A 26,646-nucleotide genomic window follows, 5' to 3' on the forward strand; every position below is an offset into this window, starting at 1 on the left:
TAAAAATGTGTTATTCTTGCAAAAAGGAATAAAATTTTGAGTTTAATTGAATTTTAATAGTCATAATTTAAAGAATATTTATGCTGTCAATTTTAGCCATAAAGAGTAAATTTCAATTAAGTCAGTTTTGGCTTAATTTTAAAAATAATATCACTCATTTATAGATCTTTTTAAAAGGTTTTGAATTGAGTTTAGTGAAAGAAAAGTTTAGTTTTATTTAGTTTAGTTTAGTTAGTTGTTAAAAAAGTGCAGAAATCATTCTGCACTTTTTTTATTTCAAAAAGTAAGGTATTTATATGCGTTCTTGTTAAAGAAATAGAAGATAAATTCGTAAATTTGCTTGACCGGAATTCTGTTTTTTAAGGGTTTTGTCGACTAAATATTATAATAATTTTATTAAAATTAAACTTATGAAAGTAACTGTAGTAGGAGCAGGAGCAGTAGGCGCAAGTTGCGCAGAATATATTGCAATTAAAAATTTCGCATCAGAAGTCGTTTTGTTAGACATCAAAGAAGGCTATGCTGAAGGAAAGGCCATGGATTTAATGCAAACCGCATCATTAAACGGTTTTGATACTAAAATCACTGGAGTAACTAACGATTATAGTAAAACAGCAGATAGTAATGTTTGTGTAATTACTTCTGGTATTCCTCGTAAGCCAGGAATGACTCGTGAAGAGTTAATTGGAATTAATGCAGGAATTGTAAAAACAGTATCTTCTAGTTTAATTGAGCACTCTCCAAATACAATTATTATTGTTGTGAGTAACCCAATGGATACTATGACATATTTAGTACACAAAACAACTAGCTTACCAAAGAATAGAATTATTGGTATGGGTGGTGCTTTGGATTCAGCTCGTTTTAAATACAGATTAGCAGAAGCTTTAGAAGCTCCTATTAGTGATGTAGACGGTATGGTAATTGGTGGTCATAGTGATACTGGTATGGTGCCATTAATATCTCACGCAACAAGAAATTCTATTAAAGTTTCAGAGTTTTTAAGTGCTGAGCGTTTGGAAAAAGTTGCTGCAGATACTAAAGTAGGTGGAGCAACCCTTACTGGTTTATTAGGAACTTCTGCTTGGTATGCGCCAGGTGCTGCTGTAAGCGGTATGGTTCAAGCTATTGCTTGCGATCAAAAGAAAATGTTCCCATGTTCAACTTATTTAGAAGGTGAATACGGATTAAACGATATTTGTATTGGTGTACCTGTAATTTTAGGTAAAGACGGTATTGAAAGTATTGTTAATATTCCTTTAAGTGATGCTGAAAAAGCACATGTACAAGCTAGTGCAGAAGGTGTAACAAAAACTAATGGTTTATTAGATTTATAGTCTTACAATCATTAATTTACATAAATATATAGAGGCTGTAGCAATACAGCCTTTATTTTTTTATATTTGCCGCATGCAATTAAAAAGGTACATAGGTGCTATAATTTTTATTTTGAGTTTCTTGGCTGTTATTTCTCAGCAGGAATTCAATGTACCTAATCAGGAAATTGTATTAGAGTTTAATCATGTTGAGGTTACTTCAAATGAAGCTCAAACAGCGGTAGCACACGTAAAGCAGCAACTACAAGCGCTTGGTGCAAATCAAATAAAAGTACAGCAAACGGCTCAAGGAAAATTAAAAATCACCTACTACAGTGATGCCGATGTTGCTAGTATTAAAAAAACTTTTGCTAAAGATTTAGACAATAAAACTTTCAGTAAAAACAATAGAAAAACAGAATTACCTACCCAAATACCAAATATTGCATATAATCTCGATGTTTTCGAAATTCAGAATGCAAATACATCTAGTTGGGATCTCGATGGTAAGTGTGTATTAACTACGGATACTAAAAGCGATCGTTTCTCAGATCCAAATGTTTTCTTCTTTATAGAAGTTGTAAATATTTCGTTAGAAAATAATACCATTAAAACAGCTTATAAAGTGCGTAGAAACATTTCAATTTCTACCGAAAATAATCTTCATAAAATACCCGAAGGCAGGGCAGGACCAACTTGCTAAATCAATGGGTTCGTTAGGTTTTATATGCTTTAGTGCATAGTAAAGACTTATCATATTTCATTAAAAATTTCAAACACAATCAATTTCAACCTAAAAAGTGTCAAATATTGGCCGTAAATAATATATTTGCGCGTCGAAAAAGTTTTGACACACACTAAAATTACAACAATGCAAAATAAAGGATTAGTAAAATTATTTGCGCTTTTGTTTGGTTTGGTAAGTATCTACCAATTATCATTCACGTTTAAAGCGAAACAAATTGAAAACGCAGCCGAAGAGATTGCGATCAGTAAAATTGACGATACCGAAGAAGGTTACCGTGCAAAACGTAGCGCCGAAGAGACTGCTTATTTAGAGGCTATCGCTACAGATACCGTATTTAATATGGGTATCGCAAAATTCACTTACAACGAAGTGAAACAAAAAGCCATGAATTTAGGTTTAGACTTAAAAGGTGGTATTAGTGCTACACTTCAAATATCTATTAGAGATATCTTGAAAGGATTGGCTAACCATACTAAAGATCCTGTATTCAACAAAGCTTTAGATGATGCTGCTGAAATTCAAAAAAACAGTCAGAACACATATTTAGAAGATTTCTTCATCGCTTTCGATAAAATTAAAGGCGATACTAAATTAGCTTCACCAGATATTTTTTACACAAAAGCATTAGATGGTGAAATTAGTGGTAACATGACGGATGATGAGGTTAAAGCCATTATTTCAACTAAAATTGATGAGTCTGTAGTTTCAGCATTCGAGGTTTTACGTAAACGTATCGATGAGTTTGGAGTAACACAACCAACTATCCAACGTATCGGAACTTCTGGTCGTATTTTAGTAGAGTTACCAGGTGTAAAAGATAAAGAGCGTGCTATTAAATTATTACAAAGTACAGCTCAATTAGAATTTTGGGATGCTTATAAAGGTGAGCAGTTTTTCCCGTTTTTAGCGCAAGCTAACGAAGTATTAAAAGATGTAGTTTCTCCAAAAACAGAAACTGCAGAGCAAGAGCCACAAGATACTGAAGATGCACAAGATTCTGCAATCGACGATCTTTTAGGTGAAGCAGAAACAGATTCTACTACAGTATCTACAGTTAACCCAATATTCGATTTAATTAGAGGTCAAGGTTACCAAGGTGGACCAATTATTGCTCAATTTGAAGCAAAAGATAAAGAAACTATCGAGAACTACTTAAGTATGTCTCAAGTACGTGCTTTACTTCCAGCAGAGCAACGTTACGCAAAATTTGTATTCGGTAAACCTAAAAAAGGAAGTGAGTTATTAGACTTATACGCTTTAAAAGGAAACAGAGAAAACGAACCAGAATTAAGTGGTGCTGTAGTAACAGATGCTAGAAATCAATTTGGAGCAACAGGGAAATCTGAGGTTTCAATGCAAATGAATGCTAAAGGAGCTAAAATCTGGGAAGAAATGACTGGTAATGCATATACACAAGGTAGCCAAATTGCTATCGTTTTAGATAACGTTGTATATTCTGCTCCAGGTGTAACAACCGGACCAATTGCAGGTGGTAGCTCTTCAATCTCTGGAGATTTTAGCTTAAACGAAGCAATCGATTTAGCAAACGTATTACGTGCTGGTAAATTACCTGCTTCTGCAGATATTATTCAAAGTGAAGTTGTTGGACCATCTTTAGGTCAAGAAGCTATCGATAGCGGTAAAATGTCGTTCATGATTGCTTTAGCATTAGTATTAGTATGGATGGTATTTTACTACGGTAAAGCTGGTGCATTTGCAGATGTTGCGATGGCATTAAACATTCTTTTAATCTTCGGTATCCTTTCAGGATTAGGCGCTGTATTAACATTACCTGGTATTGCCGGTATTGTATTAACAATTGGTATGTCGGTAGATGCAAACGTACTGGTCTTTGAGCGTATTCGAGAAGAACTTGCCAAAGGTAAAGGTCAAAAAGAAGCGATTCAAGATGGATTTAGCAATGCTTTATCTTCAATCTTAGATGCCAACATTACTACAGGTTTAACAGCATTAATCTTATTTATATTTGGTACAGGACCAATTAAAGGTTTCGCAACTACTTTAATCATTGGTATTGGTACATCATTATTTACTGCAATTTTCATCACACGTTTACTAATAGACTGGTATTCTAACCGTGGCGGAAACTTAGCATTCTCTACACCAATCACTAAAAACTTATTCCGTGATATCCGTATCGATTTCTTATCGAAACGTAAAATTGCTTATATCATTTCAGGAGCTTTTATCGTAGTAAGTTTAGGATCTTTATTTACAAACAGTTTAGATCAAGGTGTTGATTTTGTTGGAGGTAGAACGTACCAAGTTCGTTTTAATCACGATGTTAGTGCTTCAGAAATTACAGGTGTACTTTCTAGCCCAGATGTATTTGGTAGTGCAAACGCTAAAATATTTGGAGATGCTAACCAAGTTAAAATTACTACAAAATATTTAGTAGAAGAAACAGGATCTGAAGTAGATGAGCAAATTCGTAAAACCCTTTATACAGCGTTACAACCGTATTTCGAAGGTCTTACTTACGAGGAGTTTATTAGCGATGCTGATACAAAAACAGTAGGTTTATTAAAAACCGATAAAGTAAGTCCAACTATTGCCGATGATATCAAACAAGAATCATTCTGGGCAGTTTTAGGATCATTAATCGTAGTATTCCTTTATATCTTAATCAGATTTAAAAAATGGCAATACTCACTTGGTGCAGTAGCAGCAGTATTCCACGATGTATTAATCGTATTAGGTGTATTCTCTTTAACGTACAAATTCATGCCATTCTCAATGGAAATCGATCAAGCGTTTATAGCAGCAATATTAACCGTAATTGGATATTCATTAAATGATACCGTGGTAGTATTCGATAGAGTTCGTGAGTTCTTCAACGAGCACACAGGATGGAAATTCGATCGCGTTGTAAATGCATCATTAAGCAGTACATTAAGCCGTACATTAAATACCTCTTTAACAACATTAGTAGTGTTATTAGCAATCTTTATCTTCGGTGGAGATTCTATTAGAGGTTTCATGTTCGCCTTAATAGTAGGTGTAATAGTAGGTACATACTCGTCACTTTTTATAGCAACACCAGTAATGTATGATACTGTAAATAAATTAGAAGGAAAAAAGAAAGAAGAAGACTAACTCAAACTCTTTTTTTTAATAAAAGCCCGTCAGCGTAAGTTGGCGGGCTTTTTATATTTTAAAGGGTTTGGGCGTTACCCGAAAAGGGTCGAGCTTTCACTACTCGCTTTTTTGTGTTGCATAGGTGCAACCACACAAAAAGAGCTCAAATAGGCCGTTCAATCCCTAACGCACGTGTTTGCTAGGGTTATTGGCTTTTATAAACAATATTAACATCTGCTAATTAGCAATACTAGATATGGCACAACGTAAAACGTTTTTTTATTTATATTTGCATTTCAAATTTGGCAATGAGGTTTGCTTGTAACGGTTCTGCTTAGAGCTAATGATATCTACATTAAAAGGCTTATGTCTCTGTAGAATCATACATTTAAAGCACTATGAAAAAAAACGAAATTAAAGATTTTTTATTCTCATTTGAACAAATTCCCTCTTTGCTATATCTCCTAAAATGGGTTTTAATCTGTTTAGCACTTGGTGTTTTAGCAGGTAGTGTTTCTGCTTTTTTTCTATTAAGTTTAGAGTGGGCCACAAATTGGCGAGAATCTCATTTATGGGTTATATCCTTATTACCTGTTGGTGGCTTGGTCATTGGTTTATCTTATCATTATTACGGAAGTAGTGTGGTGAAGGGAAATAATTTACTGTTAGAAGAATTTCATTCACCTAAAAAAGTAATTCCATTTAGAATGGTACCTCTCGTATTATTTGGTACTATTATTACACACTTTTTTGGTGGTTCTGCCGGACGAGAAGGTACAGCGGTACAAATAGGTGGTGCCATTGCCGATAGATTTACAAAAGTTTTAAAACTATCTAAACGCGATCGGAAAATTGTTTTAATTGCCGGTATTAGTGCAGGTTTTGCTTCTGTTTTTGGAACACCATTGGCAGGTGGTATTTTTGCATTGGAAGTTTTGGTATTGGGAAGATTGCGATTAGATGCTATTATACCAAGTTTTATGGCAGCGGTTTTTGCAAATTATTTCTGTGAAATTTGGAATGTATCCCACACCCATTATCATATTAATACCGTGGCAGAAATGACGCCTGTAAATTTATTATGGTGCTTATTGGCTGGTATTATTTTCGGACTTGTAGCAATGCTGTTTTCTAAATCGACTCATTTTTGGAGCAATCTTTTTGGTAAGTACATAAAGTATCCTCCACTAAGGCCGGTAATAGGTGGTGCTATATTGGCTATTGCTATTTATTTTATGGGCACAACAAAATATATAGGTCTTGGTATTCCTACTATTGTAGAGGCTTTTGATGTTAACCTGAATTCTTACGATTTTCTGTTAAAGCTTTTATTTACGTCTTTCACACTTGGAGCAGGTTTTAAAGGAGGCGAAGTCACCCCTTTGTTTTTTATAGGTGCAGCCTTAGGAAATGTGCTTATTTGGTTTATTCCGTTACCTATGGCTTTACTTGCCGGTATGGGATTTGTCGCTGTTTTTGCAGGCGCAACCAACACACCAATTGCCTGTACTATTATGGGGATTGAACTTTTTGGAATAGAATCTGGTGTTTTTATAGCCTTGGCTTGTTCTACCGCATATTTGTTTTCGGGGCATTCAGGAGTGTATGCTTCTCAAATTATTGGTAGCCCGAAACACAAATTGTTTAAAGGTGAAAAAGGACTTTCTTTATCTGAAATAAATAAAAAACGAACTAAGAAATGAGAGATATAATTACGATACGTATTTATTTTGAGTATGGTCAGAAAATAAAAAATCAGTCGTTTTGGAAAAAAATGTATGCCTCCGATTTTTCAACCGAACTTATAAAACGAGCAAAAGCCTTCGGACTGGAACAAGTATTACACCTTAATGTAAGCAAGGGGTATTTAAATAACCAAAAAGTAAATTGGGGAATAAGTGAAATTCGCCATAGTAAACATCCACACCTTATTGAAATAGTAGATTCTGAAATTAAAATAAACCAATTTCTAGATGAGCAAAAAGCATTTCTTCAAGACACTAAAGTTGTTATGGTTAAGGATGAAGTGTTAATTAAATAATTCCTTTCATAGTAAAACTTCAAAGTATGCTTTAAATATTATTTAGCCTTTTAACTTACGTTCATTAGCTAAAATCATACTAACAGCTTGTTTGTATTTAAAAGGATTGGTTGCCTTTTTTATAGCTTTATATGTTTTCTGTTGATTTGAAAAAGACTGTGAAAAGAATTCCCAGAAGCCTAACATTTTCATTTTTATAGGTGTTGGTCCAGAAAGATATTCGTCGTATTGATTATAAATGGTATTATGGAATTCTTCAAAAATATCCCAACGGTCTTTAGGATATTCCGTAGTATCGTCTTTTATCATTTGTGGTAAAAACGGATCGGCAATTAAGCCACGACCAATCATAAAATGATCTAAACTAGGGAAACGGGTTTGTATACTTTTAAAGGCTTCAACACTAGTAATATCACCATTGTAATAGAGTTTATGTTTGGTGCTTGTAATACAGCGTTCAAAGGCCTCTAAATCTACAGGACCTTTATAGAGCTGCTTTCCAATACGTGCATGAATAGCTATGTTTTTAAGCGGATATTGATCTAAAATAGGAAATACGTCTAAAATTTCTTCAGCATGATCGTAACCCATACGCATTTTCATAGATACTAAAATATCAGTTTCTTTATGTGCACGTTCTAAAATATTATCAATTTTCTCAGGATTGCAAATTAAACCAGAACCCATTCCAGATTTAGCAACCATAGGGTATGGGCAACCTAAATTCCAATTCAATTCTTTGTAACCTAAGCTTTGTACATATTTGGCAACAAATAAAAACTCTTCGGCATCGTTGGTTATAATTTGCGGAATTACTTCTAAGGTGTTATTGTTCTCTAGAAGCAAATCGTTTTGATAAGAGCTTTTAATTTTAAACTTACCATTTAACCTAATGTATGGTGAATAAAAGGTATCGATACCTCCAAAATAATGATGGAAAGCATTACGAAATCTAAAGTCTGTAAACCCCTGTAATGGAGAGGAAAGTAAAGTAAAAGCCATTTGTGTTTTATGAAGCGCAAAGATAGTTATATCTTTTATGGCTTGGTAGAAAGATTTTTAATGATTTTGACTCAAATATCACAAATAAAAAACGCGTTAGTAATCCATGATTTATTTAAAACCATGGCTTATAAACGCGTTAGAATTTAATGTTTTATTTTGAAAGCTAAAAAAGAACCTATTCGGAAACAGGTGCATTCTGAGCTTGTAATAATTCGGTTAATACTTGTTTAAAAGTATCTACAGGTTGTGCTCCAGTTACGGCACTTTTTCTGTTGAAAACAACAGTAGGAACAGAGCTTACACCCAATTGTTGCCAATAACTTTCTTTGGTTTTTACTTCAGAACGAATATCTTCATTATCTAATTTTGATAAACCTTCTTCAGCATCTAAACCAACATCTAATAAAGCTTGTTTTAAAACATCACGTTTAGAAACATCTTTATGGTCTGTAAAAAAGGCTTTAGTAAGCGTCATTTTTAATTCGGTTTGTTTACCAAAATATTTTGCATATTCTAATAAAATATGAGCTTCAAAGGTATTAGACATACGCATACCATCGAAATAATCGAAAGTAAAACCAAGTTCTTCACCAGCTTCTACCATACGTTGTTTCGATTCGTTTTGTTGCTCATCTGTAGAACCATATTTTTCAGCAATATGCTCGTGTAAATCCTGGCCTTCAGCTGGCATGTTCGGGTTTAATTCAAAAGGTTGCCACTCAATCTCTACTTGATCTTCAACCCCTAATTCTTTTATCGCTTTTTCTAAACGTTTGTATCCAACGGTGCACCATGGGCATACAACATCTGATACGATATCTATTTTAAGTTTTTCTTTCATTTTACTATCTAATTTTGTGGTTTATTATTACCAATGTTTAGTTGGGGTTTTTAAACCTATTTATAAGTAACAAGAATATCTGCTACTTGTTTTAAATCGGGTAATTCAATTTCAGATTTTGGAGCAAGCGGAAACGTTTGTTGTCCTGGTCTGCTCACAAAAGCAGCGCGCCATCCGGCCCAAAGTGCACCAGCAACATCCCAACCATGTGCTGCAATTAGCATGCAGTCTTCAGGTTTTACGTTCAGTTGGTTTGCTGCCCAAGTATAAGTATCTGTAAAGGGTTTAAATTTACCAGCACCTTCAATACTTAATTGTGCATCGAAATAACTTGTTAATCCGGCGCTTTCAAATTGCTTAGCCAGACCTTCTTCCGAAGAGTTTGTTAAAGCAACTAAAGTATAGCCGGCTTGTTTTAATGCTAATAAAGCATCTTTTACTTCTGGATGAGCAGGTAGATCTCGTAAACCAGATATAATGGTTTTACGAGCTTCATCTTCAGAAATTTTAATATCATGATTGGCTGCTACCATCTGTAAAGCGGCAGCACCAATGTGTCCAAAAGGTTTGTATTGACCGCTAGCCGAAACAACTAACGAATATTGTAACATGGTGGTAAACCATAAAGGTAACAAGTCTTCGTTTCCGCCTAAGGCATCTCCAACTAACCGTTTCATTTTAGTAAGATCTAAAAGTGTTTCGTTAACGTCAAAAAATAGTACTTTAGGTTTTTGCTTAGTTTCCATTATGATATGTTTTTGTTGAAAAATAAAACTAATAGTTTTTAGCGAGGTTTTACTTTAACTTGTTTAATGCAGATACTATTTCTTTCGATTCAGCTCTTTCTTTATAATCGGCATCTAAAAAGGCATATTGAATTACGCCCTTTTTATCAATAACATAAGTCGCAGCTAGAGGTAATTCATTACTATTATCTCCGTTTTTTTGGTTTAAACCAAATCCTTCTTGGTAGATAGAAGCAACTTCTTTAGTAAGTTCGAATACAACCCCATATGTTTTTCCAACGGTATTACCAATATCACTTAAAACGGTAAATTCTAAATTGTTTTTTTCTGAAGTGTTTAACGAGTTATCAGGCAATTCGGGAGTTAAAGCTAAAAGCGTTGCGCCGGCTTTTTTAAACTCGGGAAAGTGTTCTTGTAAATGATGTAAAGTGATATTGCAGTAAGGACACCAACCACCGCGGTACCAAGTTAAAACTACAGGACCATTTTCTAATGTGTTGTATAGGGAAACAGGTTGGTTTAAAGCGTTGTTTAATGTGAAATTTGGTGCTTTATCTCCAACATTTAATGCTTTGTCTAGTATGCCAGAGTTTACTACGTTAGTAATACCATCGGCATAAATTTGATTTTTTTCTTTAGTGAATTTTGCGATACCTGCTTTACGTTGCACGTCTAATAAGGCATCTAATTCTCCTTTATTTTTATTTGTTTCCATTTCTATACGTATTAACTCTGTTAGTGTAACTTCTTATTTATTAAGAACAATTAAACCACTTCACTAATTTGAACTTGTGGTTTTACATTTGTAAAATTAGGAAGATCTGCCAAAATCGCTTCTGCATTAGCGCCGAAAGATTGTTGGAACGTTTCCATAGATTTAAATACTAAATTAGCAATAACCACATAAGGAGCGGGTTGGTCTGGAGTTGCTCCGGCTAGTCCGAAATTAACATCGGAAGCTATAATGGCATCGCCTAATAAATCGATTAATAATTGACCGTGTTGTTTAATGTAATATGGTTTGTCGAATTTTAAATCGGCAGTATTCGGGTACATTACTGTTATTTTAATCATGTCTTATTTTTTTATTAATAAACCTTCCTCTTTATAGGAGGAAGGCTTACAGCTATTAAATTGTAGTTTTAGGGGACTACATTTTTATTTTTTCCAAGCAAAACTTTTAAAAGCATCATCAACAGGTGTGTTTGCGATGTGATTTGTATAGTTGCTAATTACTTTTTGAGACAGTCCTAAAATGATGTCTAAAACTTGTTGCTCACCATATCCAGCAGCGTAAAAAGCTTCTAGATCTGCTTGAGATACATTACCACGGTTACGAACTATAGATAATGTCATAGTACGAAGTGCTTCTAATTTAGAATCTGCAAGAGGTGTTTCGTTACGTAACGCTTCAGTAATAGAATCGTCAACTTTCATCATTTTTGCAATTCCTGTGTGTGCAGGTACACAGTAGTGACATGCATGCTCTACGTTAATGGTTTGCCATACTACAGTTAATTCATTCTCGTTGAAAGACGAGCTAACAAATAACTCATGTAATTGTTGGTATGCTTTAAGAATTTGTGGAGATGCAGCTAATACACCGTGTAAACCAGGAATCATTCCATAAGCTTTTTGAGAGTTTTCTAATAATGGTTTGCTTTCTGCAGGTGCACTTTCGATGTTGTGAATTTTTAATGTTGTCATAATGTTTGTTTTCTTTTTAATTTAATAATTGTTTAAGATAACTAAACATTCGTTTAGTTATAGTGTAAAAAAAATGATTAGAGGTTTTTAAACGTCAATTCTATATAATCTTCAATTTCTTTCTTGCTGTTTACCCTTGCCGCGGCTGCTAAACCATGCTTAGCGAGTACTAAATAATTAGCTTGTTTTAATACGGTGTCTTCATCTTTAGAGGCATCCATTTTAAGCTTTTCTATAAATAATGCTTTTAAATTATCCATAAAAGAAGTCATTTCTTCTTTTATAATTAAATCTTCGGTTTCCGAAAATTCATTGTACGTGTTGGTTACCAAACAACCTTTTTGTTGGTCGCTTTTAAAACTAGAACTAACAGAATCGTAGAAAAATTGTTTAATATCTTCAATACCATTAGAGGCATTCTTGAAGTTTTCAAACATCTCACGGATTTTACTTTTATAGCATTTGATGCTTTCAATAAAAAGACCATGTTTATTTCCAAAACTAGAATATATCGAGAACTTGTTAATGCCCATTTCTTTCTCAAGCATTTGCATAGATGTAGACTCGTAGCCATTTTGCCAAAATAGACGCATAGCTTTCTCAACTACTTCCTCTTCGTTATATTCTTTTTTTCTTGCCATTATTTCTAAGTACGATACAAAACTAAACAATCGGTTAGTAATAAAAAAATATTTAACAAATTTTTATTAATTCATTAAAAACACGTGTTTTATCTCAATATGATAAAAGCCTTTAGGTTGTCTCTATGAAAAAATAAAAATTAATAAAAAAGTATTATCTTACAAAGGCAAATAAACCCTAACAGTTAAGCTTGCTTTTGTAAAAGTTTGTTTAACACTTGCATTGCAATAAGAAATGAAAGTTTACAAACTATCTTTTGGGAGTGTAACTATACTCTCCCCAAACTTGGCGGAAGTCGTTATTAGCGAAGGTGTGATAATGGATGAGTTAAATATTGATGAGTATCACGATTTTTTACTTACAAATCTCGATGCACCGTTCTCTTTACTAGTAAATAAAAAACACGCTTACACTTACACCTTCGAAGCTCAAAAAATTATAGGAAAGTTAAAGGGAATAAAAACTACGGCAGTTGTAACTTCGACAACAGGAGCTTTAATGTCTACCGAAATGCTTATGCATATTAATAGCGATGTTCGAGACACCGTTAAAATTTTTAATAGCCGCGAAGAAGCTTTGGCTTATTTGAAAAAGGAGTAGTTTTTTTATTTCCTCAAACGTTTTAGTTGTGAGTGGCTTAAATTATAAGCCTTCTACTTGTCTGTCCGTATATAAAACGTAAATTTGCACCTCCAAAAAATAAACCATGACAGAATTTATAAGGAAGATCATCCCTAATGCTAAAGATGATGTTTTAGCAGGTATAACAACATCACTTGCAATGATCCCCGAAGTTGTAGCCTTTGCTTTTGTGGCGCAAATTAGCCCAATAGTAGCACTCTTTGGAGCGTTTGTAATAGGTATTATTTCTGCTATATTCGGTGGTAGACCAGGTCTTATTTCTGGTGCAGCCGGAGCCGTAGCTGTCATTTTTGTACACATGATTCAAGAAGGGCATGCTAAAGGCCTTTTATTCGATCAGCCCGTAGAAAACATGGGGTATTTTTACTTACTAGCTGCCGTTGTTTTAATGGGCGTTATTCAAATTTTAGCAGGTGTTTTTAAGCTTGGTAAGTTTGTGAGGTTAATTCCACACCCTGTAATGCTGGGGTTTGTTAACGGTTTGGCTATTGTTATTTTTATGGCGCAATTGGGTATGTTTACTGAAAATACAAAAGATATTTTTGGGCAAAACATGCGTAAAACCGAATCTAAAGAATTGGTGTATAATATAAAAGATGGCGCTGTTACAGATTTAGTTTCTAACATCGAGTTGTTTTCTATAAAAGATAAATCGGTTGTAAATGTTAACACAGGCGAAGAGGTTTATATCATGACCGATAATCAGGTTTTCGATGCTAAAACCAAAAAAGTGGTCTTTAATATAACCGATAATGGTTTTTATTCTGTAAAAGATAGTGGTGTTGTAAAATCGAGATTACAAGGTAGTACACTTTATATAATGATTGGTCTTGTGTTGTTAACCATGCTAATTGTTTGGGGTTTACCAAAATTAACCACTAAAATTCCTGCAGCTTTAACAGCTATTTTAATAGTGACTTTAATTGCTGTTTTTGGGGGTATTGAATCCATAAATGTCGGTGAGTTTATTAGAGATGGTGGTGGAGCCGGATTAAATGGTTTCGATGAATTATCTAAAAACCTAAATCTAGTTGAGCTATGGAGTAACTTACCTTTTAATTTAGATACCTTAAAGTTTATTGCGCCTTATGCCTTTTTAGCGGCTTCTGTAGGATTGATTGAAACTCTAATGACTATGAATTTAGTTGATGAATTAACAGAAACTAGAGGTGATGGAAATAGAGAATGTGTAGCACAAGGAACAGGAAACATCCTTAGTGGATTGTTTGGAGGAACTGGTGGTTGCGGTATGATTGGTCAAACCGTTATAAATGTCAATGCAGGTGGTAGAGGACGCTTGTCTGGTATCATGATGGCGTTAACCTTATTAACTTTTATTCTATTTGCAGATAAATATATAGAGCAAGTGCCAATTGCAGCCTTAGTTGGTGTAATGTTCATGATGGTTATTGAAACCTTTGCATGGTCTAGTTTTAGAATCATGAAAAAAATACCAAAGTCCGATGCTTTTGTATTAATCATTGTTTCGGCAGTAACGGTATTCTTCGATTTGGCAATTGCTGTTTTTGTTGGAGTTATTATTTCTGCTTTAGTTTTTGCTTGGGAAAATGCTAAGAAAATTAGAGCTAGAAAGCGTGTTTCTGAAGATGGAAAGGTAAAAACCTACGAAATTTGGGGGCCATTATTTTTTGGTTCTATACAAGCGTTTAATGATAAGTTTGATGTTAAAACAGACCCAGAACAAGTTGAGATTGACTTTATCGAATCTCGTGTTAGTGATCATTCGGCAATAGAAGCTATTTTTAATTTAGTTGAAAAATATAAAGCTGAAGGAAAATCTATTAAACTGAAACATTTAAGTGACGATTGTAAACTTCTATTATATAAATCGAATCCTAAGTTTAGAGAAGTTATAGTAGAAGATATAGACGATCCGCGTTATCATTTAGCGGCAAATCCTGAAGCTTTTCCAAAAGCATTAGGGGAATATAAATTTTAGATTAAGTATTATAAATTAAGCAGCTTTTAGTTTTTTATATTCTAACCGTTTCGGTCTGTCTCTAGAAAATTAAAAGTTGTTTTTTTTATGCCAAATTTTCTGAGATTAGTATTTATAAAATAGCCTTCGGAAGAATTTTACGAGTCCAAGTTTTTAAGCGTTTGTAGTTGCTAACTTCAGAATCTGGATTGAAATCTAAAGTTGTTTCCCAAGAGTTTTCGGGTTTAAATTCGATTTCCATACCTTTTAAAACACCTTTAGATATTTTTTCAGAATCAACAATTACGATGCATTCTGTATTTAAATTAGCACTTCTTGGGTCTAGGTTAAACGTACCAATAACAGTAGTTTTATTATCAATAACCATCGATTTGGCATGCAGACCAAAGGTTGGTTTGTAGTCTAGTTTTTCTTGTAATTCCCCAGTCATTATGTTCGATCGTTCTTCTGCATCTGGACGAAACTCAAAAACACGAACACCTGTTTCAAGTAGTTTTTTTCGATCGGTTTGGTAACTACTAAATGCTTCAACATTATCTGTAGAAGCGAGGCTGTTAGTTAAAATACGAACGCTAACACCACGGTCTACGGCTTTTTTAAACAAACTTCGACTAAGATCGGAAGTGATTAAATACGGCGTTTGTATATCTATAGAGGTTTCTGCTTTTTTAACTAAATCTATTAAAGCATCGGTAGAAAGTCCACCTGCAGATAAGTTATAAGCTTCATCGTTTTTTCCGGGTAAATCGGAAATAAAATGAACATCGTCTAGCCAAACAAAGTCTTTGGAGTTTTTGATGTTGTTAAATGTTTCCGGAAGGTTTTCAATACGTTCGCGCACTTGCGGCCAGAAGTTTTCTGGGTTGCAAGCATATTCGTGTAGTTTATCAAAAGTGGTTTCCGAATATAGTTTTTCAGTATCGCTTTTAATTATTGTAGTTACATCTTGGCTTAGTTCACTATTCCAAAACATTTCAAAAGATGATTTTACATTTTTCGCTTCTTTCCCTAATAAAAGAATATCACGATCTCTAAAATTGTATTCGTGGTCGTAATCAAAATATTCATTGGCTATGTTTCTACCGCCAGTAATAACCACTTTATTATCTACAATAAAGGTTTTATTGTGCATACGCTGGTTGGCACCTTTAAAATCGGTTGATAGTTTTCCTATCTTCTGAAAAATGTTTTTACCTAAATTAATACCTGGATTATAGATTTTAACCGAAATATTCTCATGTGAGTTAAAGGTTAAAATATCTTCAATTTCAGCATCAACCATAATGTCATCTACTAAAATTCGGACTTTAACACCACGATCTGCAGCGCGTACCAAGTAATCGCAGGCAATTAGACCGATGTTATCGGTAGAGAATATAAAGTATTGTATATCTATTGTTTTTTCGGCATACTCGGTTAACCATGCTCGAGCTACCATAGAACCACTACCATCTTCTAAAACATAAACACCTGTTTTATCCTCCATTAAAGGTGCTACATCTTCGAGAGCAGTAGATAGTGTAAAACTATCGTCACGATGTATATTTGAACAAAAATCTGTGATAATAGTTGCGGTGTTATGGTCTTTACAAGACGCTAAAGTGAAACATATTAAGATATAATAAATTCGGAATTTCAAAGAAAATAGATTTTGTAAAGCGTTATTTAATACGCACTGTGTCGGGAACTAATTTGGTGTAATCACCATTATTTCTAATAACATCTCGAACAATAGATGAGGCAATGTATGATGTTTTTGCAGCGGTTAAAAGGAAAACAGTTTCAATAGGCGCAAGGTCTCTATTGGTATGCGCAATGGCTTTTTCGAATTCGAAATCTGCTGGATTTCTCAGCCCACGTAAAATAAATTCGACACCAATTTCTTGGCAAAAATGTACCGTTAAACCTTCGTAAGTCACCACTTTTACTTTAGGTTCGTCTGCAAAGGTATTTTCAATAAATGCTTTTCTTTCTTCTAGAGTAAACATATATTTTTTGTCGGCATTAACGCCGATGGCCACAATAATTTCATCAAAAAGTGTAACGCCACGTTTTATAATATCGTAGTGTCCTAAAGTTATCGGGTCGAATGATCCTGGAAAAATAGCTCGTTTCATTAAGTTGGTTTTCTTCCTAAGAAATTATAGGAAATGTTTAATTGATTAGTAAAGATACAAATCTAAAATTCAAGTTTTAATTGGGCTTTTATTTCATAGATTTATAAAAGCCCAAATATGTTATGGAGTTTGTTATTTTAGAGCTTCTTCAATAGCGCTATCAAACAAATCACTTAAACTAATTCCGGCTGCAGCTGCTTGTTGCGGTAAAATGCTTTCTCGTGTTAAGCCCGGAATGGTATTCATTTCTAATAAATGGGGTTCACCATCTTTAAAAATATACTCGCTACGGCTAAAACCTTTCATTTTTAAAACTTGATAAACCTTTTTTGCAAGCGCATTTACTTGGTCTTCTTGTTCTTTTGTTAGTCGGGCAGGGGTAATTTCTTGAGATTTACCTAAATATTTTGCTTCGTAATCAAAAAAATCATTTTCGCTTACAATTTCAGTAATAGGCAATACTTTTACTTCACCTCTATAGGTAATTACACCAACCGATACTTCTGTGCCATCTAAAAAAGACTCTATAATAATTTCATCATCTTCCTTAAAAGCAACATCTATAGATGGTTGTAAATCTGCTTTGGTATGCGCTTTAGAAACTCCAAAACTACTACCTGCCTTATTTGCTTTTACAAAGCAAGGTAAGCCTACTTTAGCAATAATATCATCTTCATTTATAACATCGCCTTTGTTTACAAAATAAGATTCTGCAGTCTTAATTCCGTAAGGTTTCAGTACGCTTAAGCAATCACGTTTATTAAATGTAACACCTGCTTGATACATGTTACAACTGGTCTGCGGCATGTTTAGTAACTCAAAATAACCTTGCATTAAACCATCTTCTCCGGGAGTACCATGTATGGCATTAAATACACAATCGAAAGTAGTTTTACTTCCGTTTACGGTAACCGAAAAATCGTTTTTATCTACAGGGAATTCTTCATTATTAGTATCTACATAAACCCATTTATCTTTAAATATATGAATTCTAAAAGCGTTGTATTTTGTTTTATCAAGCGATTCAAAAACCACATTTCCGCTGGTTAAAGAAATTTTGTATTCGCTAGAATAGCCTCCCATTATTATGGCAATATTTTTTTTCATTTGTATGTGTTTATGCTTTCCGCGAAAGCGAAAAAATCTTTATTCCGTCTAAAAACAATAATAAAACGTAATTATTGATAGTTATTATTAGTAAAGCTAAAATATCATATAAAATGCAAAAGAAAAAACAGTTCTGTTTTTATATCTTTGCCTAATCATAAAAATTATACATGAGCATTATTAAATTTCTTGTTAGCAAAACATTTTTCAAGCAATTAGCATTGGCTATCGTTGCAATTGTAGTACTTTGTTTCATTATGTTGAAATGGTTAAACGTATCTACAAACCATGGTGAATTTGAAACCGTGCCAGATTTAAAAGGAAAGTCTATTAATGTGGCCGAAATTGAGTTGGGAGAGAATAACTTAGTGATGCAAATTCAAGATTCGGCAAACTTTAACCCGAATTATCCAAAGTTTTCGGTAATAGAGCAAGAGCCACAATCGGGAACACAAGTAAAAGAAAATAGAAAAATATATTTAACATTAAACCCATCGGGATACCGTAAAATAGAGGTTCCAGATTTAAAAGAGCGCACGTACCGCCAAGCCAAACCAACTTTAGAAGCCTTAGGTTTTAAAGTGGGTAAACTAACTTACGAAAACAATATTGCAGAAGATATGGTTTTACGTATGACGTATAAAGGCAAAACCATCGAACCTAGCGATAAGTTAGAGAAAACTTCGGTTATCGATTTGGTTTTAGGTAACGGCAACAGACCTTAATTATGGACGCATACACACCCCAATTACCCGACGAAGATAATCTTTACGAGCACCATGCATTTACTGTAGATAAAGGGCAAACACCGCTTAGAATCGATAAGTATTTAATGAACTTTGTTGAGAATGCCACCCGAAATAAAATTCAGGCAGCAGCAAAAAACGGTAGCATTTTTGTTAACGATGTACCTGTTAAATCGAATTATAAAGTAAAACCTTTTGATGCCATTCGTGTGCTTTTCACGCACCCACCATTCGAGAATTTATTGGTAGGTGAAGACATTGATATTGATGTAGTTTACGAAGACGACGATTTACTTGTAGTAAACAAACAACCCGGTATGGTTGTGCACCCAGGTCACGGCAATTATTCTGGCACTTTAATAAATGCCTTAATACACCGTTTCGATAATTTACCCAACAACTCTAGTGAGCGCCCAGGTTTAGTACACCGTATTGATAAGGATACAAGCGGACTTTTAGTGGTTGCAAAAACTGAAGAAGCGATGGCACATTTATCACTTCAGTTTGCTAATAAAACCAGCGAGCGCGAGTACGTTGCTATTGTTTGGGGTAATGTAAAAGAAGACAGCGGAACCGTAGAAGGTAATATTGGCAGACATCCTAAAAACCGTTTACAAAACACGGTGTTCTTTGGTGACGATGAAGATAAAGGTAAACCAGCCGTAACTCATTACAGCGTTTTAGAGCGACTTGGTTACGTTACGTTACTGTCTTGTAAACTAGAAACTGGACGTACGCACCAAATTCGTGTACACATGAAACATATTGGGCACACCTTGTTTAACGATGAGCGTTATGGCGGTGAAAAAGTATTAAAAGGAACCACTTTTACAAAATATAAGCAATTTGTAGACAACTGTTTTAAAGTATTACCAAGACAAGCACTACACGCTAAAACACTAGGTTTTGTACACCCAACAACTGGTGAATTTATGAGATTTGATTCTGAAATTCCAGAAGATATGCAACAATGTATCGAAAAATGGAAAGTATATTCTAAACACCAAGAATTATAAAAATTTTTGCGTTACCACAAGGGTCGGGTTTTCCGCTATATCTTTTTACAAAGTATAGATAAACTTTTGGAGTAACCACATAATATAAAAAAAGCCTAGCCTAACCATAGTCTGGGCTTTTTTTGTTTTTGTAAAAAGGATGCCGCATCAATCCCTAACGCATTATCCGCTAGGTTTTAGTTTTAACTCTAAATGTTTACACATTTGCAGAGTTAAGCAATCCTGTTCTATACATCATTATTTGTTCTTTAATTCTAGTTTCTTGAGCGGTGGTTAACTCGTTCATCCAATCATCATCTACATAATTCATGTAATTATGGATAGGAGCAAAGTCATCAAGATCACAAACATTATGCGGTTTACCTTCTTCTGGTTTTCCGTAGTTAGCACTGCTGTGTGCAGGTGTGTCTTTTACATGGTCGCCAACACCATCGCATCCACCTTGGAAAGTATGGTATAAACCTAGCCAATGGCCAACTTCATGCACAGCCGTCATTCCTAAATTGTATGGTTCGGCCGATCCACCGGGTAACGATTCGTCTAACATAACCACACCATCAATATCAGGGTCTCCAGCTAAATCGTAAGGAAATGTAGCCCAACCCAATAAACCGGCAACTAAGCCACCAGTATAAAAATTAAGGTATTTGTGAGAATCTGCACCTAGAGTCGTTTTCGCTTGGCGTTCACTTGCCGATCCGTGGCCCATGTTGTACCAATTCACGTTGTCTATAAATTTTACCTCCTGTTCAGAGTAAGTAAATGTTAAACCCACATTGGAGTATGCTGTGTTTAAAAGTTCAACTTGTTTTTCTCTTTGCGTTTTTGTTATTAACCCGCGAGCACCATAAGTAATATGATGAAAACGTATTTCTATAGTTAAATCTAAAAATAACTGACGCCTAGTTTGGTTGGCTTTAATTTCCTCATCAACACGCAGAATATCGATTGGTGTCGGAATTTTTGTAGCACAGCCTCTGCCGTATCTTATAAATTCTTCTTGATCTTTAAATTCTTTATTATTAATAAAAAAAGCCATAGTAATTGCGTGTTATATGTTTGTTATTTTCTAAAAGAAAAGAGCCTAAAAAAGGCTCTAATATGCTGACACTAAGTTAGCCGAAATTTATTACAAAGTCAAGCTTTTATTTTACCATATTTTCAGTTTAAAAAACTTCAATAATGGGTTCTTTCGCTAAAAGTGGCGTTATATTCTTTACGAAATCTAAAAAATGCTGAGATGCGTTATGGATTTCAATAGCTTCTGCATTCACATATTTTTCATGAAATAGGAATTCTGTTTCCTTATCCACTTCATTTAGTAAGCGGTATTGTAAACAGCCAACTTCAGCATTACTTTGGGCTACCATAGTTTTTGCTAATTTTAAAAAGGCTTCTGTTTTTGATGCTTGAACACTTATTTGTGCTATAATTACTTTTTCCATAGTATAAGTTTTTAAGATTTGATGTAAAAAAAAGCGAAACTTTCAATTGAAAATTCCGCTATAGATTTGTTTTTTGTTCTATGGGTTTGTAGACCATAAAGCTGCGCCTTTGAGCATAGCTCGTCTTGGTAATTTTAAACCAGCAACAATTAATTCTGCAAAATCTTCAGGTTGTAGAACGCTGTCTTCCGAGTCTTTAGTAGCGATGCCTAAATCTATAGACATATCAGAAGCTATGGTGCTTGGTGTTAATGTGCAAACACGAATATTATTTTTACGAACTTCTTTCATTAAAGATTCCGACATACCAATTACAGCAAATTTTGATGCTGAATATGCCGATGTACTTGCATTTCCGCTTAAACCAGCAGTAGACGATACATTAATAATATCACCTTCATTCTTATCGATTAAATATGGTAAAACCTCTTTAGTTACATAATACATACCCATTACGTTGGTTTGGATTATTTGGCTCCATTGGCTTACTTCCATATCATTGAATGTTCCAAAAGCTGCGATGCCAGCATTGTTTACTAAAATATCAACAGTACCAAGAGTGTCAATAATACTTTTTATACCTGTTTTTACTTCTTCGTAATTTCCAACATCAAAAACAGCATAAGTTGCTTTTACTCCAATAGCTTCTAATTCTGAAACTGTTTCTTTTAAAGCTTTTTCATTTCTACCTGTTATAGCAACGTCTATACCTTCTTTAGCAAATGCAATTGCTGTTGCTTTTCCTAATCCACGACTACCGCCTGTTATTATTGCTTTTTTATTTTTCATGTTTTTTTTGAATATTTTATGACTCTATTTTTACTTGATATTTGGTACACTAAAACTAAATGATTTTTTTTTAAAAGCTGTGAAACTTATATTAAAATATGATCATTTTTTTTGAGCTTATAACAAACCAAAGCATATCATTAAATCAAGAGCTTTCAGTTTTAAAATGAATCTTTTATTGTGTTACATTTCCGTAGTATTTCTTCTTCAACCAAAAAGAAACTTTTACTAATAAAATTAATGCAGGAACTTCTACCAAAGGACCAATAACGCCCGCAAATGCTTGTCCCGAATTTAAACCGAAAACTGCAATAGCAACGGCAATGGCTAGTTCAAAATTATTACCAGCGGCTGTAAATGCTACCGAGGCCGTTTTATCGTAAGTAGCGCCTGTTGCCTTCGTCACTAAAAAACCAATAATAAACATAATAGTAAAGTAAATAAGTAATGGTACTGCAATAATTAAAACATCCATCGGTATTTCTACAATAAGCTCGCCTTTTAGAGAAAACATAACCACTATAGTAAATAACAGTGCGATTAAAGTTAACGGAGAAATAGTTGGTATAAAGGTTTCTGTATACCAAGTTTCACCTTTTAATTTTACTAAAAAGTAACGACTTAAAATTCCAAAAAGAAAAGGTACCCCTAAGTAAATAGCAACACTCTCGGCAATAGTTGCTATAGAAATATCTACAATAGCACCTTCAAATCCAAAATAGGGAGGTAGTACCGTTATAAATAACCAAGCATAAAAACTATAAGCAAATACCTGAAAAATACTGTTTAGTGCTACTAAACCAGCTCCGTATTCACTGCTGCCATCGGCTAAATCGTTCCATACTAAAACCATAGCAATACAACGCGCCAAGCCAATTAAAATAAGGCCTACCATGTATTCTGGGTAGTCGTGTAAAAAAGTTATAGCCAAAACAAACATTAAAACAGGGCCGATAATCCAATTTAAAAGCAGAGAAATAGACAATAGTTTTGTATTCTTAAAAACCATTGGTAATAATTTGTAATCCACTTTGGCGAGTGGAGGATACATCATTAAAATTAAACCAATAGCAATGGGAATGTTTGTTGAGCCACTACTCATATTTTCAATTAAGCTCGGGAAGGTTGGTATAAAGTAACCTATACTTACGCCTATAGCCATGGCGACAAAAATCCAAAGTGTTAGATTTTTATCTAGAAAACTTAATTTTTTAGTAGACTTCATCGTTTATTTCGCTATTTGTGAAAACACATAAAATAATTCGGTTGCAATTTGTAAACTGCGTTCCTCGTATTTTTCTATTTGTTGTGGTGTGTTATCGAAAGCTTTTGGATCTTCGAATGTTACAGGAATTCGCTTTTCGGCTCCTGCTATAAATGGACAACCATTATCGGCTTGCGAGCACGTCATTACTGCTGCAAACAAAGCTTTGGGATTAAAATCGCTATCTAGTTTTTTAGAAAATCCAATAACCGGATGTGAGTTATCAGAATATTTTATACTATAAATCGGGTTATCCGTTTCAGCTATTTTATTAATTTTAAACCCAGAATTTTCTAAAGTTTGTGCTACTACTGGAAAAAGTGCTGTGGCCTCTGTGCCTCCAGAATAACAAAACACATTTTTAATATTGAAATAATGAGCCATAGTTTGCGCCCATATTTGCGATAAATGGCTGCGCCTTGAGTTATGCGTACAAATAAAATTAATACGGATATCTTGTTTTGTATTTACTTTTAGTTGAATAAAATCGACTAATGGCTTTAATATTTCTTTTCTGGCATCTGATATATTTTCAACGCTTAAGGTTGAAATAATTCTATCAATATCGTTATATACTGTCATAATATGTTTTGAATTTTAAGTTTAGCAACATCCACTTCCTGGTGTACAAGAATTACCTGTTTGGATGTCCGAAAATTGTAATTTTGGTTTTTCAGCTGGCACTCCACATTGATCTGGTGCTAAGCAATCGGTTTGTTTTGTGGTTAATAAAAAATTGGTGCCATCAAATTCTAACCCGAATTTACCAATGGTTTCTGCCTGGTATTCTACTTCTATTTCTAAATCTTCAATACCTAAAGTTTTTTCAGAAAGTTCAATAATATTTAATAGTTTTTCTGGATGTAACCGATGGTCGTAGTCGTTTGCATTCCAAAGCTGGAAGTTTACAACGGTTTCATTTCTAACCGTGCCACCGCAATCTATAAAATGTTTTGTTATTTTTCCAACTTCGGTAACATGAAAATGGTTTGGTACTAATTCCCCGCTTGGCAATTTAAATGCGATTTGATTTAATCGTCTTAACTCGTTTTTTATTTCTGATAGTTTCATAATTCAAATGTTTTATTGTGATATTAATATATTAACAACAGTCTGTTTTGGGTAGATCTTGATTCAAGAACGTATTCATTACAGCTTTCATTTTTGTCCAATTCTCTGGGTGTATGCAGTAGCAAACGCTTGTGCCTTCAACATTACCTTTAATTAAACCTAAAAGTTTTAGTTCTTTCAAATGTTGAGAAATTGTAGGCTGCGCAAGGCCTATTTCATTTACTAAATCTCCGCAAACACAGGAATTTGTTTTAAATAAATGTTCTAAAATAGCCACACGTGCAGGATGCCCAAATACTTTTGCAAATAAGGCTATCTCGTTTTGTGAGTCGGTAAATATTTCTGTTTTAGCTAATCCCATTCTTGTTAATTGTTTCATTGCAATATTACGATTAATAAGCGAAACAACCTATTAGTAAGCGTTGATTTTTTAGCTATGACGCTTCTAGATAATAAAAAGAGTAGTAATGAGGTGTATCAACTAGCCTAAATTTACAGGCCTTGTTTCTGCTGTAAACAGTGTTCCATCATCAAGTGTAATAGTGAACTTAAGCGTCATGCCTTCAACTTCAATTCTTTCGTTTTTATCAGCAAATTCAATGTAAGACTTGCTAAAAGGTTTAAGGTGCCTTTTGTCTTCACTACCTGTGTTTAGTAGATTTATCCAATTTTTAATGGAGTATCTAGTATTCATCATATCATCTCTTTCTGTATAATTTTCAGAGAGTAATAAGTTACATTGATATATATTGAAGTTTTTTACGTCTATAGGTTCACCTGGAGCTGTGTTAAATAATTTTACATTTGAAGTTATTGAAAAATCGGAAACAGGAGTGTGTAGTTTATCAAAAGATAAAACACATGCATTTAGTTTTCCATTTGGATTTGGTTTCGTGTCAGGTTCTGGAAACTCTAGTATAGCTCTGTATTCAAAACTCTCCACCGTGGCTTGGGGGGTGTCTAGAGGTTCCAAATAAGCTGCATTTGTTAATTTTAAACTTGTAATGCCTAAGAGGCAGATACCCGAATCGTCTTTACATCCAACAAATGATAATTGTAGTAAGGTTATAGTTAAAAGGATAGCGTATTTTTTCATCGATTTCGTTTCAGTTAATTAACAGAAATAGGTTTTCTATATGTTTAGAAAACCTATTAAACGAAGTTATCAATTTTTTTTAAAACACAGCGACTTCTTCTTTTGTGCTTTTTTCTAAAACAATATCCTTAACAAACTCATCAATTTGGCTTTTGGTAACATTAGGCATACAGATAATATGTGTAATATCATCATCTGTGGCCAATTGCCATTTTCCTTTAATAGCATCTGATACTTTAGGAAATACCACAGTAATCGAACCCGGATTGGTCCAGGCTTTTATGCCTTGTTTTATAAGTTCATTTTTGCAATATTCAGCAGTTTCTAAACTATGTTGAAAGCGTTTTGCTAAACCTTCTATCCCCATTTTTTTTATGGCGTACCATAAAAATAATGGACTATGGCCGTTTCGTGAGCCGGTGATTGTGGTGTCTAGCGAACCAATGTACGATATGCCTCGAGCAATTCTATCGCGTAACGAACGCTTAGTAATAATTACTCCCGAAGGAAATGGTGAACCTATAAATTTGTGCCCGCTTATAGAAATACTGTCGGCACCATCTTTAAAATCGAAAGGGATTCGTGGTTCTATAAAAGCGCCATAAGATCCAGATAATGCTGCATCGCAATGTATGTAGTGATCTTGAATGGCTAATTTTTTTAAAATTTTTTTCACTTTAGAAACATCATCTTTAGCCTCCATCATGGTTGTGCCAAAGGTGGTTAGTATAATGGCTGGTTTATGGCGATTAAACTGCAGGGTGTTTTCAAGATCTTCATAATCTATTTCTCCATTTTCTTGAGATCTAATCGTGATGCTTGGTATGTTTAGTAAGTGAATGTTTTTCTTTACGCTGTAATGTGTAGATTCCGAAAAGTATACCATTGCTTTTGGGTACAACTCTCTGGCAAGGTATAATCCGTAAAGATTACTTTCCGATCCGCCATTGGTAACATAGCCCCAATGATTTTTTGGGTCGGCCCGAAACAGCTCAGCAAAAAACTCAACCACTTCACATTCCATTTCGTGAGTTTGTACTTTATATGTGTTTTCTTCAAACGGATCTCCAACGTTATTAATTGGGTATTTTAGAAATTCGTTTAAACGCGAATAATCAAAATCTTGAGCAACAGGATAGCCTAAAACTTTTTCTTTGTCTTTTACTAGTTGAGTTAAAAGTGAATCGATTATAACGTCTGGATTTGTATTCATTTTTATAAATAATTATCTGAAATGTTGGTTTTGTT

General features: G+C 34.0%; 28 protein-coding genes. 9 read left to right on the top strand and 19 right to left on the bottom strand.

Annotated elements, in window-relative coordinates; translation table 11 throughout:
* Window positions 1-410 precede the first annotated feature (410 nt).
* From mdh to V6246_RS16675, 5 genes are all read left to right on the top strand, one after another.
* Complete coding sequence (mdh, locus tag V6246_RS16655) at window positions 411-1,337, top strand: malate dehydrogenase (protein WP_341561618.1); 927 nt, start codon at window positions 411-413, stop codon at window positions 1,335-1,337.
* A gap of 73 nt (window positions 1,338-1,410) precedes the next feature.
* The gene (locus V6246_RS16660) at window positions 1,411-2,019 is read left to right on the top strand and encodes a hypothetical protein (RefSeq protein WP_341561619.1); all 609 of its coding nucleotides are present in this window, start codon (window positions 1,411-1,413) and stop codon (window positions 2,017-2,019) included.
* A gap of 168 nt (window positions 2,020-2,187) precedes the next feature.
* On the top strand, window positions 2,188-5,181 hold the full coding sequence (gene secDF, locus V6246_RS16665; RefSeq protein WP_341561620.1) for a protein translocase subunit SecDF: 2,994 nt from the start codon (window positions 2,188-2,190) through the stop codon (window positions 5,179-5,181).
* A gap of 380 nt (window positions 5,182-5,561) precedes the next feature.
* Window positions 5,562-6,866, top strand: a complete 1,305-nt coding sequence (locus V6246_RS16670; RefSeq protein ID WP_341561621.1) for a voltage-gated chloride channel family protein — start codon at window positions 5,562-5,564, stop codon at window positions 6,864-6,866.
* On the top strand, window positions 6,863-7,204 hold the full coding sequence (locus V6246_RS16675; protein WP_341561622.1) for a DUF190 domain-containing protein: 342 nt from the start codon (window positions 6,863-6,865) through the stop codon (window positions 7,202-7,204). Before V6246_RS16670 ends, V6246_RS16675 begins: the two co-directional genes overlap by 4 nt.
* A 42-nt stretch (window positions 7,205-7,246) precedes the next feature.
* Here V6246_RS16675 and V6246_RS16680 read toward each other — a convergent pair whose 3' ends face one another.
* The 7 genes from V6246_RS16680 to V6246_RS16710 all read right to left on the bottom strand — a co-directional run bounded on the left by V6246_RS16680 (window position 7,247) and on the right by V6246_RS16710 (window position 12,144).
* Window positions 7,247-8,206: a tRNA dihydrouridine synthase gene (locus V6246_RS16680; RefSeq protein WP_341561623.1), complete on the bottom strand. Its 960-nt coding sequence runs from the start codon at window positions 8,204-8,206 to the stop codon at window positions 7,247-7,249.
* Between the two features lie 178 nt (window positions 8,207-8,384).
* Window positions 8,385-9,050: a DsbA family oxidoreductase gene (locus tag V6246_RS16685; protein WP_341561624.1), complete on the bottom strand. Its 666-nt coding sequence runs from the start codon at window positions 9,048-9,050 to the stop codon at window positions 8,385-8,387.
* 56 nt (window positions 9,051-9,106) lie between these two features.
* On the bottom strand, window positions 9,107-9,796 hold the full coding sequence (locus V6246_RS16690; RefSeq protein WP_341561625.1) for a haloacid dehalogenase type II: 690 nt from the start codon (window positions 9,794-9,796) through the stop codon (window positions 9,107-9,109).
* Window positions 9,797-9,845: 49 nt separating this feature from the next.
* Window positions 9,846-10,511 carry a peroxiredoxin-like family protein gene (locus V6246_RS16695; protein ID WP_341561626.1) on the bottom strand — a complete coding sequence of 222 codons (666 nt, stop codon included), beginning with the start codon at window positions 10,509-10,511 and terminating at the stop codon, window positions 9,846-9,848.
* A 50-nt stretch (window positions 10,512-10,561) separates the two neighbouring features.
* Entirely contained in the window at window positions 10,562-10,870 is a 309-nt protein-coding gene (locus tag V6246_RS16700) for an EthD family reductase (protein ID WP_341561627.1), read from the bottom strand.
* A gap of 84 nt (window positions 10,871-10,954) precedes the next feature.
* Window positions 10,955-11,503: a carboxymuconolactone decarboxylase family protein gene (locus tag V6246_RS16705; protein ID WP_042499949.1), complete on the bottom strand. Its 549-nt coding sequence runs from the start codon at window positions 11,501-11,503 to the stop codon at window positions 10,955-10,957.
* 77 nt (window positions 11,504-11,580) lie between these two features.
* Entirely contained in the window at window positions 11,581-12,144 is a 564-nt protein-coding gene (locus V6246_RS16710) for a TetR/AcrR family transcriptional regulator (protein ID WP_341561628.1), read from the bottom strand.
* A gap of 235 nt (window positions 12,145-12,379) precedes the next feature.
* Between V6246_RS16710 and V6246_RS16715 the strand changes: the two genes are divergently transcribed.
* Together V6246_RS16715 and V6246_RS16720 are read left to right on the top strand one after the other, a co-directional pair.
* A complete protein-coding gene (locus V6246_RS16715) occupies window positions 12,380-12,745 on the top strand; it encodes a hypothetical protein (RefSeq protein WP_341561629.1) in 366 nt (121 codons plus the stop codon).
* 106 nt (window positions 12,746-12,851) lie between these two features.
* Window positions 12,852-14,747 carry a SulP family inorganic anion transporter gene (locus V6246_RS16720; protein WP_341561630.1) on the top strand — a complete coding sequence of 632 codons (1,896 nt, stop codon included), beginning with the start codon at window positions 12,852-12,854 and terminating at the stop codon, window positions 14,745-14,747.
* 112 nt (window positions 14,748-14,859) lie between these two features.
* Here the strand turns inward: V6246_RS16720 and V6246_RS16725 are convergent, their stop codons facing one another.
* The 3 genes from V6246_RS16725 to V6246_RS16735 all read right to left on the bottom strand — a co-directional run bounded on the left by V6246_RS16725 (window position 14,860) and on the right by V6246_RS16735 (window position 17,971).
* Complete coding sequence (locus tag V6246_RS16725) at window positions 14,860-16,386, bottom strand: phospholipase D family protein (protein ID WP_341561631.1); 1,527 nt, start codon at window positions 16,384-16,386, stop codon at window positions 14,860-14,862.
* A gap of 22 nt (window positions 16,387-16,408) precedes the next feature.
* Window positions 16,409-16,864 carry a pantetheine-phosphate adenylyltransferase gene (gene coaD / locus V6246_RS16730; protein ID WP_042499954.1) on the bottom strand — a complete coding sequence of 152 codons (456 nt, stop codon included), beginning with the start codon at window positions 16,862-16,864 and terminating at the stop codon, window positions 16,409-16,411.
* Window positions 16,865-16,996: 132 nt separating this feature from the next.
* A complete protein-coding gene (locus tag V6246_RS16735) occupies window positions 16,997-17,971 on the bottom strand; it encodes a D-alanine--D-alanine ligase (RefSeq protein WP_341561632.1) in 975 nt (324 codons plus the stop codon).
* A 170-nt stretch (window positions 17,972-18,141) separates the two neighbouring features.
* Here V6246_RS16735 and V6246_RS16740 point away from each other — a divergent pair, with 170 nt between their 5' ends.
* Entirely contained in the window at window positions 18,142-18,696 is a 555-nt protein-coding gene (locus V6246_RS16740) for a PASTA domain-containing protein (protein ID WP_042499956.1), read from the top strand.
* A gap of 2 nt (window positions 18,697-18,698) precedes the next feature.
* Window positions 18,699-19,733: an RluA family pseudouridine synthase gene (locus V6246_RS16745; protein WP_341561633.1), complete on the top strand. Its 1,035-nt coding sequence runs from the start codon at window positions 18,699-18,701 to the stop codon at window positions 19,731-19,733.
* Window positions 19,734-19,929: 196 nt separating this feature from the next.
* Here V6246_RS16745 and V6246_RS16750 read toward each other — a convergent pair whose 3' ends face one another.
* The 9 genes from V6246_RS16750 to V6246_RS16790 form a co-directional block, all read right to left on the bottom strand.
* Window positions 19,930-20,772 (bottom strand): zinc metalloprotease, encoded by an 843-nt coding sequence (locus tag V6246_RS16750; RefSeq protein ID WP_341561634.1) that lies wholly within the window; start codon window positions 20,770-20,772, stop codon window positions 19,930-19,932.
* Between the two features lie 127 nt (window positions 20,773-20,899).
* Complete coding sequence (locus V6246_RS16755) at window positions 20,900-21,178, bottom strand: putative quinol monooxygenase (RefSeq protein ID WP_341561635.1); 279 nt, start codon at window positions 21,176-21,178, stop codon at window positions 20,900-20,902.
* A gap of 78 nt (window positions 21,179-21,256) precedes the next feature.
* Window positions 21,257-21,967, bottom strand: a complete 711-nt coding sequence (locus V6246_RS16760; RefSeq protein WP_341561636.1) for a 3-ketoacyl-ACP reductase — start codon at window positions 21,965-21,967, stop codon at window positions 21,257-21,259.
* A 175-nt stretch (window positions 21,968-22,142) separates the two neighbouring features.
* Entirely contained in the window at window positions 22,143-23,192 is a 1,050-nt protein-coding gene (gene arsB / locus V6246_RS16765) for an ACR3 family arsenite efflux transporter (RefSeq protein ID WP_341561637.1), read from the bottom strand.
* A gap of 3 nt (window positions 23,193-23,195) precedes the next feature.
* A complete protein-coding gene (locus V6246_RS16770; RefSeq protein ID WP_042506310.1) occupies window positions 23,196-23,813 on the bottom strand; it encodes an arsenate-mycothiol transferase ArsC in 618 nt (205 codons plus the stop codon).
* Window positions 23,814-23,834: 21 nt separating this feature from the next.
* Window positions 23,835-24,302, bottom strand: coding sequence for a DUF6428 family protein (locus tag V6246_RS16775; protein ID WP_341561638.1), 468 nt, complete (start codon window positions 24,300-24,302; stop codon window positions 23,835-23,837).
* A 31-nt stretch (window positions 24,303-24,333) separates the two neighbouring features.
* On the bottom strand, window positions 24,334-24,663 hold the full coding sequence (locus V6246_RS16780; RefSeq protein ID WP_341561697.1) for an ArsR/SmtB family transcription factor: 330 nt from the start codon (window positions 24,661-24,663) through the stop codon (window positions 24,334-24,336).
* Between the two features lie 120 nt (window positions 24,664-24,783).
* Entirely contained in the window at window positions 24,784-25,398 is a 615-nt protein-coding gene (locus V6246_RS16785) for a hypothetical protein (protein WP_074940092.1), read from the bottom strand.
* Between the two features lie 79 nt (window positions 25,399-25,477).
* Window positions 25,478-26,611: a histidine decarboxylase gene (locus tag V6246_RS16790; protein WP_341561639.1), complete on the bottom strand. Its 1,134-nt coding sequence runs from the start codon at window positions 26,609-26,611 to the stop codon at window positions 25,478-25,480.
* Window positions 26,612-26,646 lie beyond the last annotated feature (35 nt).

The sequence above is a fragment of the Algibacter sp. TI.3.09 genome, assembly GCF_038154905.1.
Taxonomy (GTDB): domain Bacteria; phylum Bacteroidota; class Bacteroidia; order Flavobacteriales; family Flavobacteriaceae; genus Algibacter.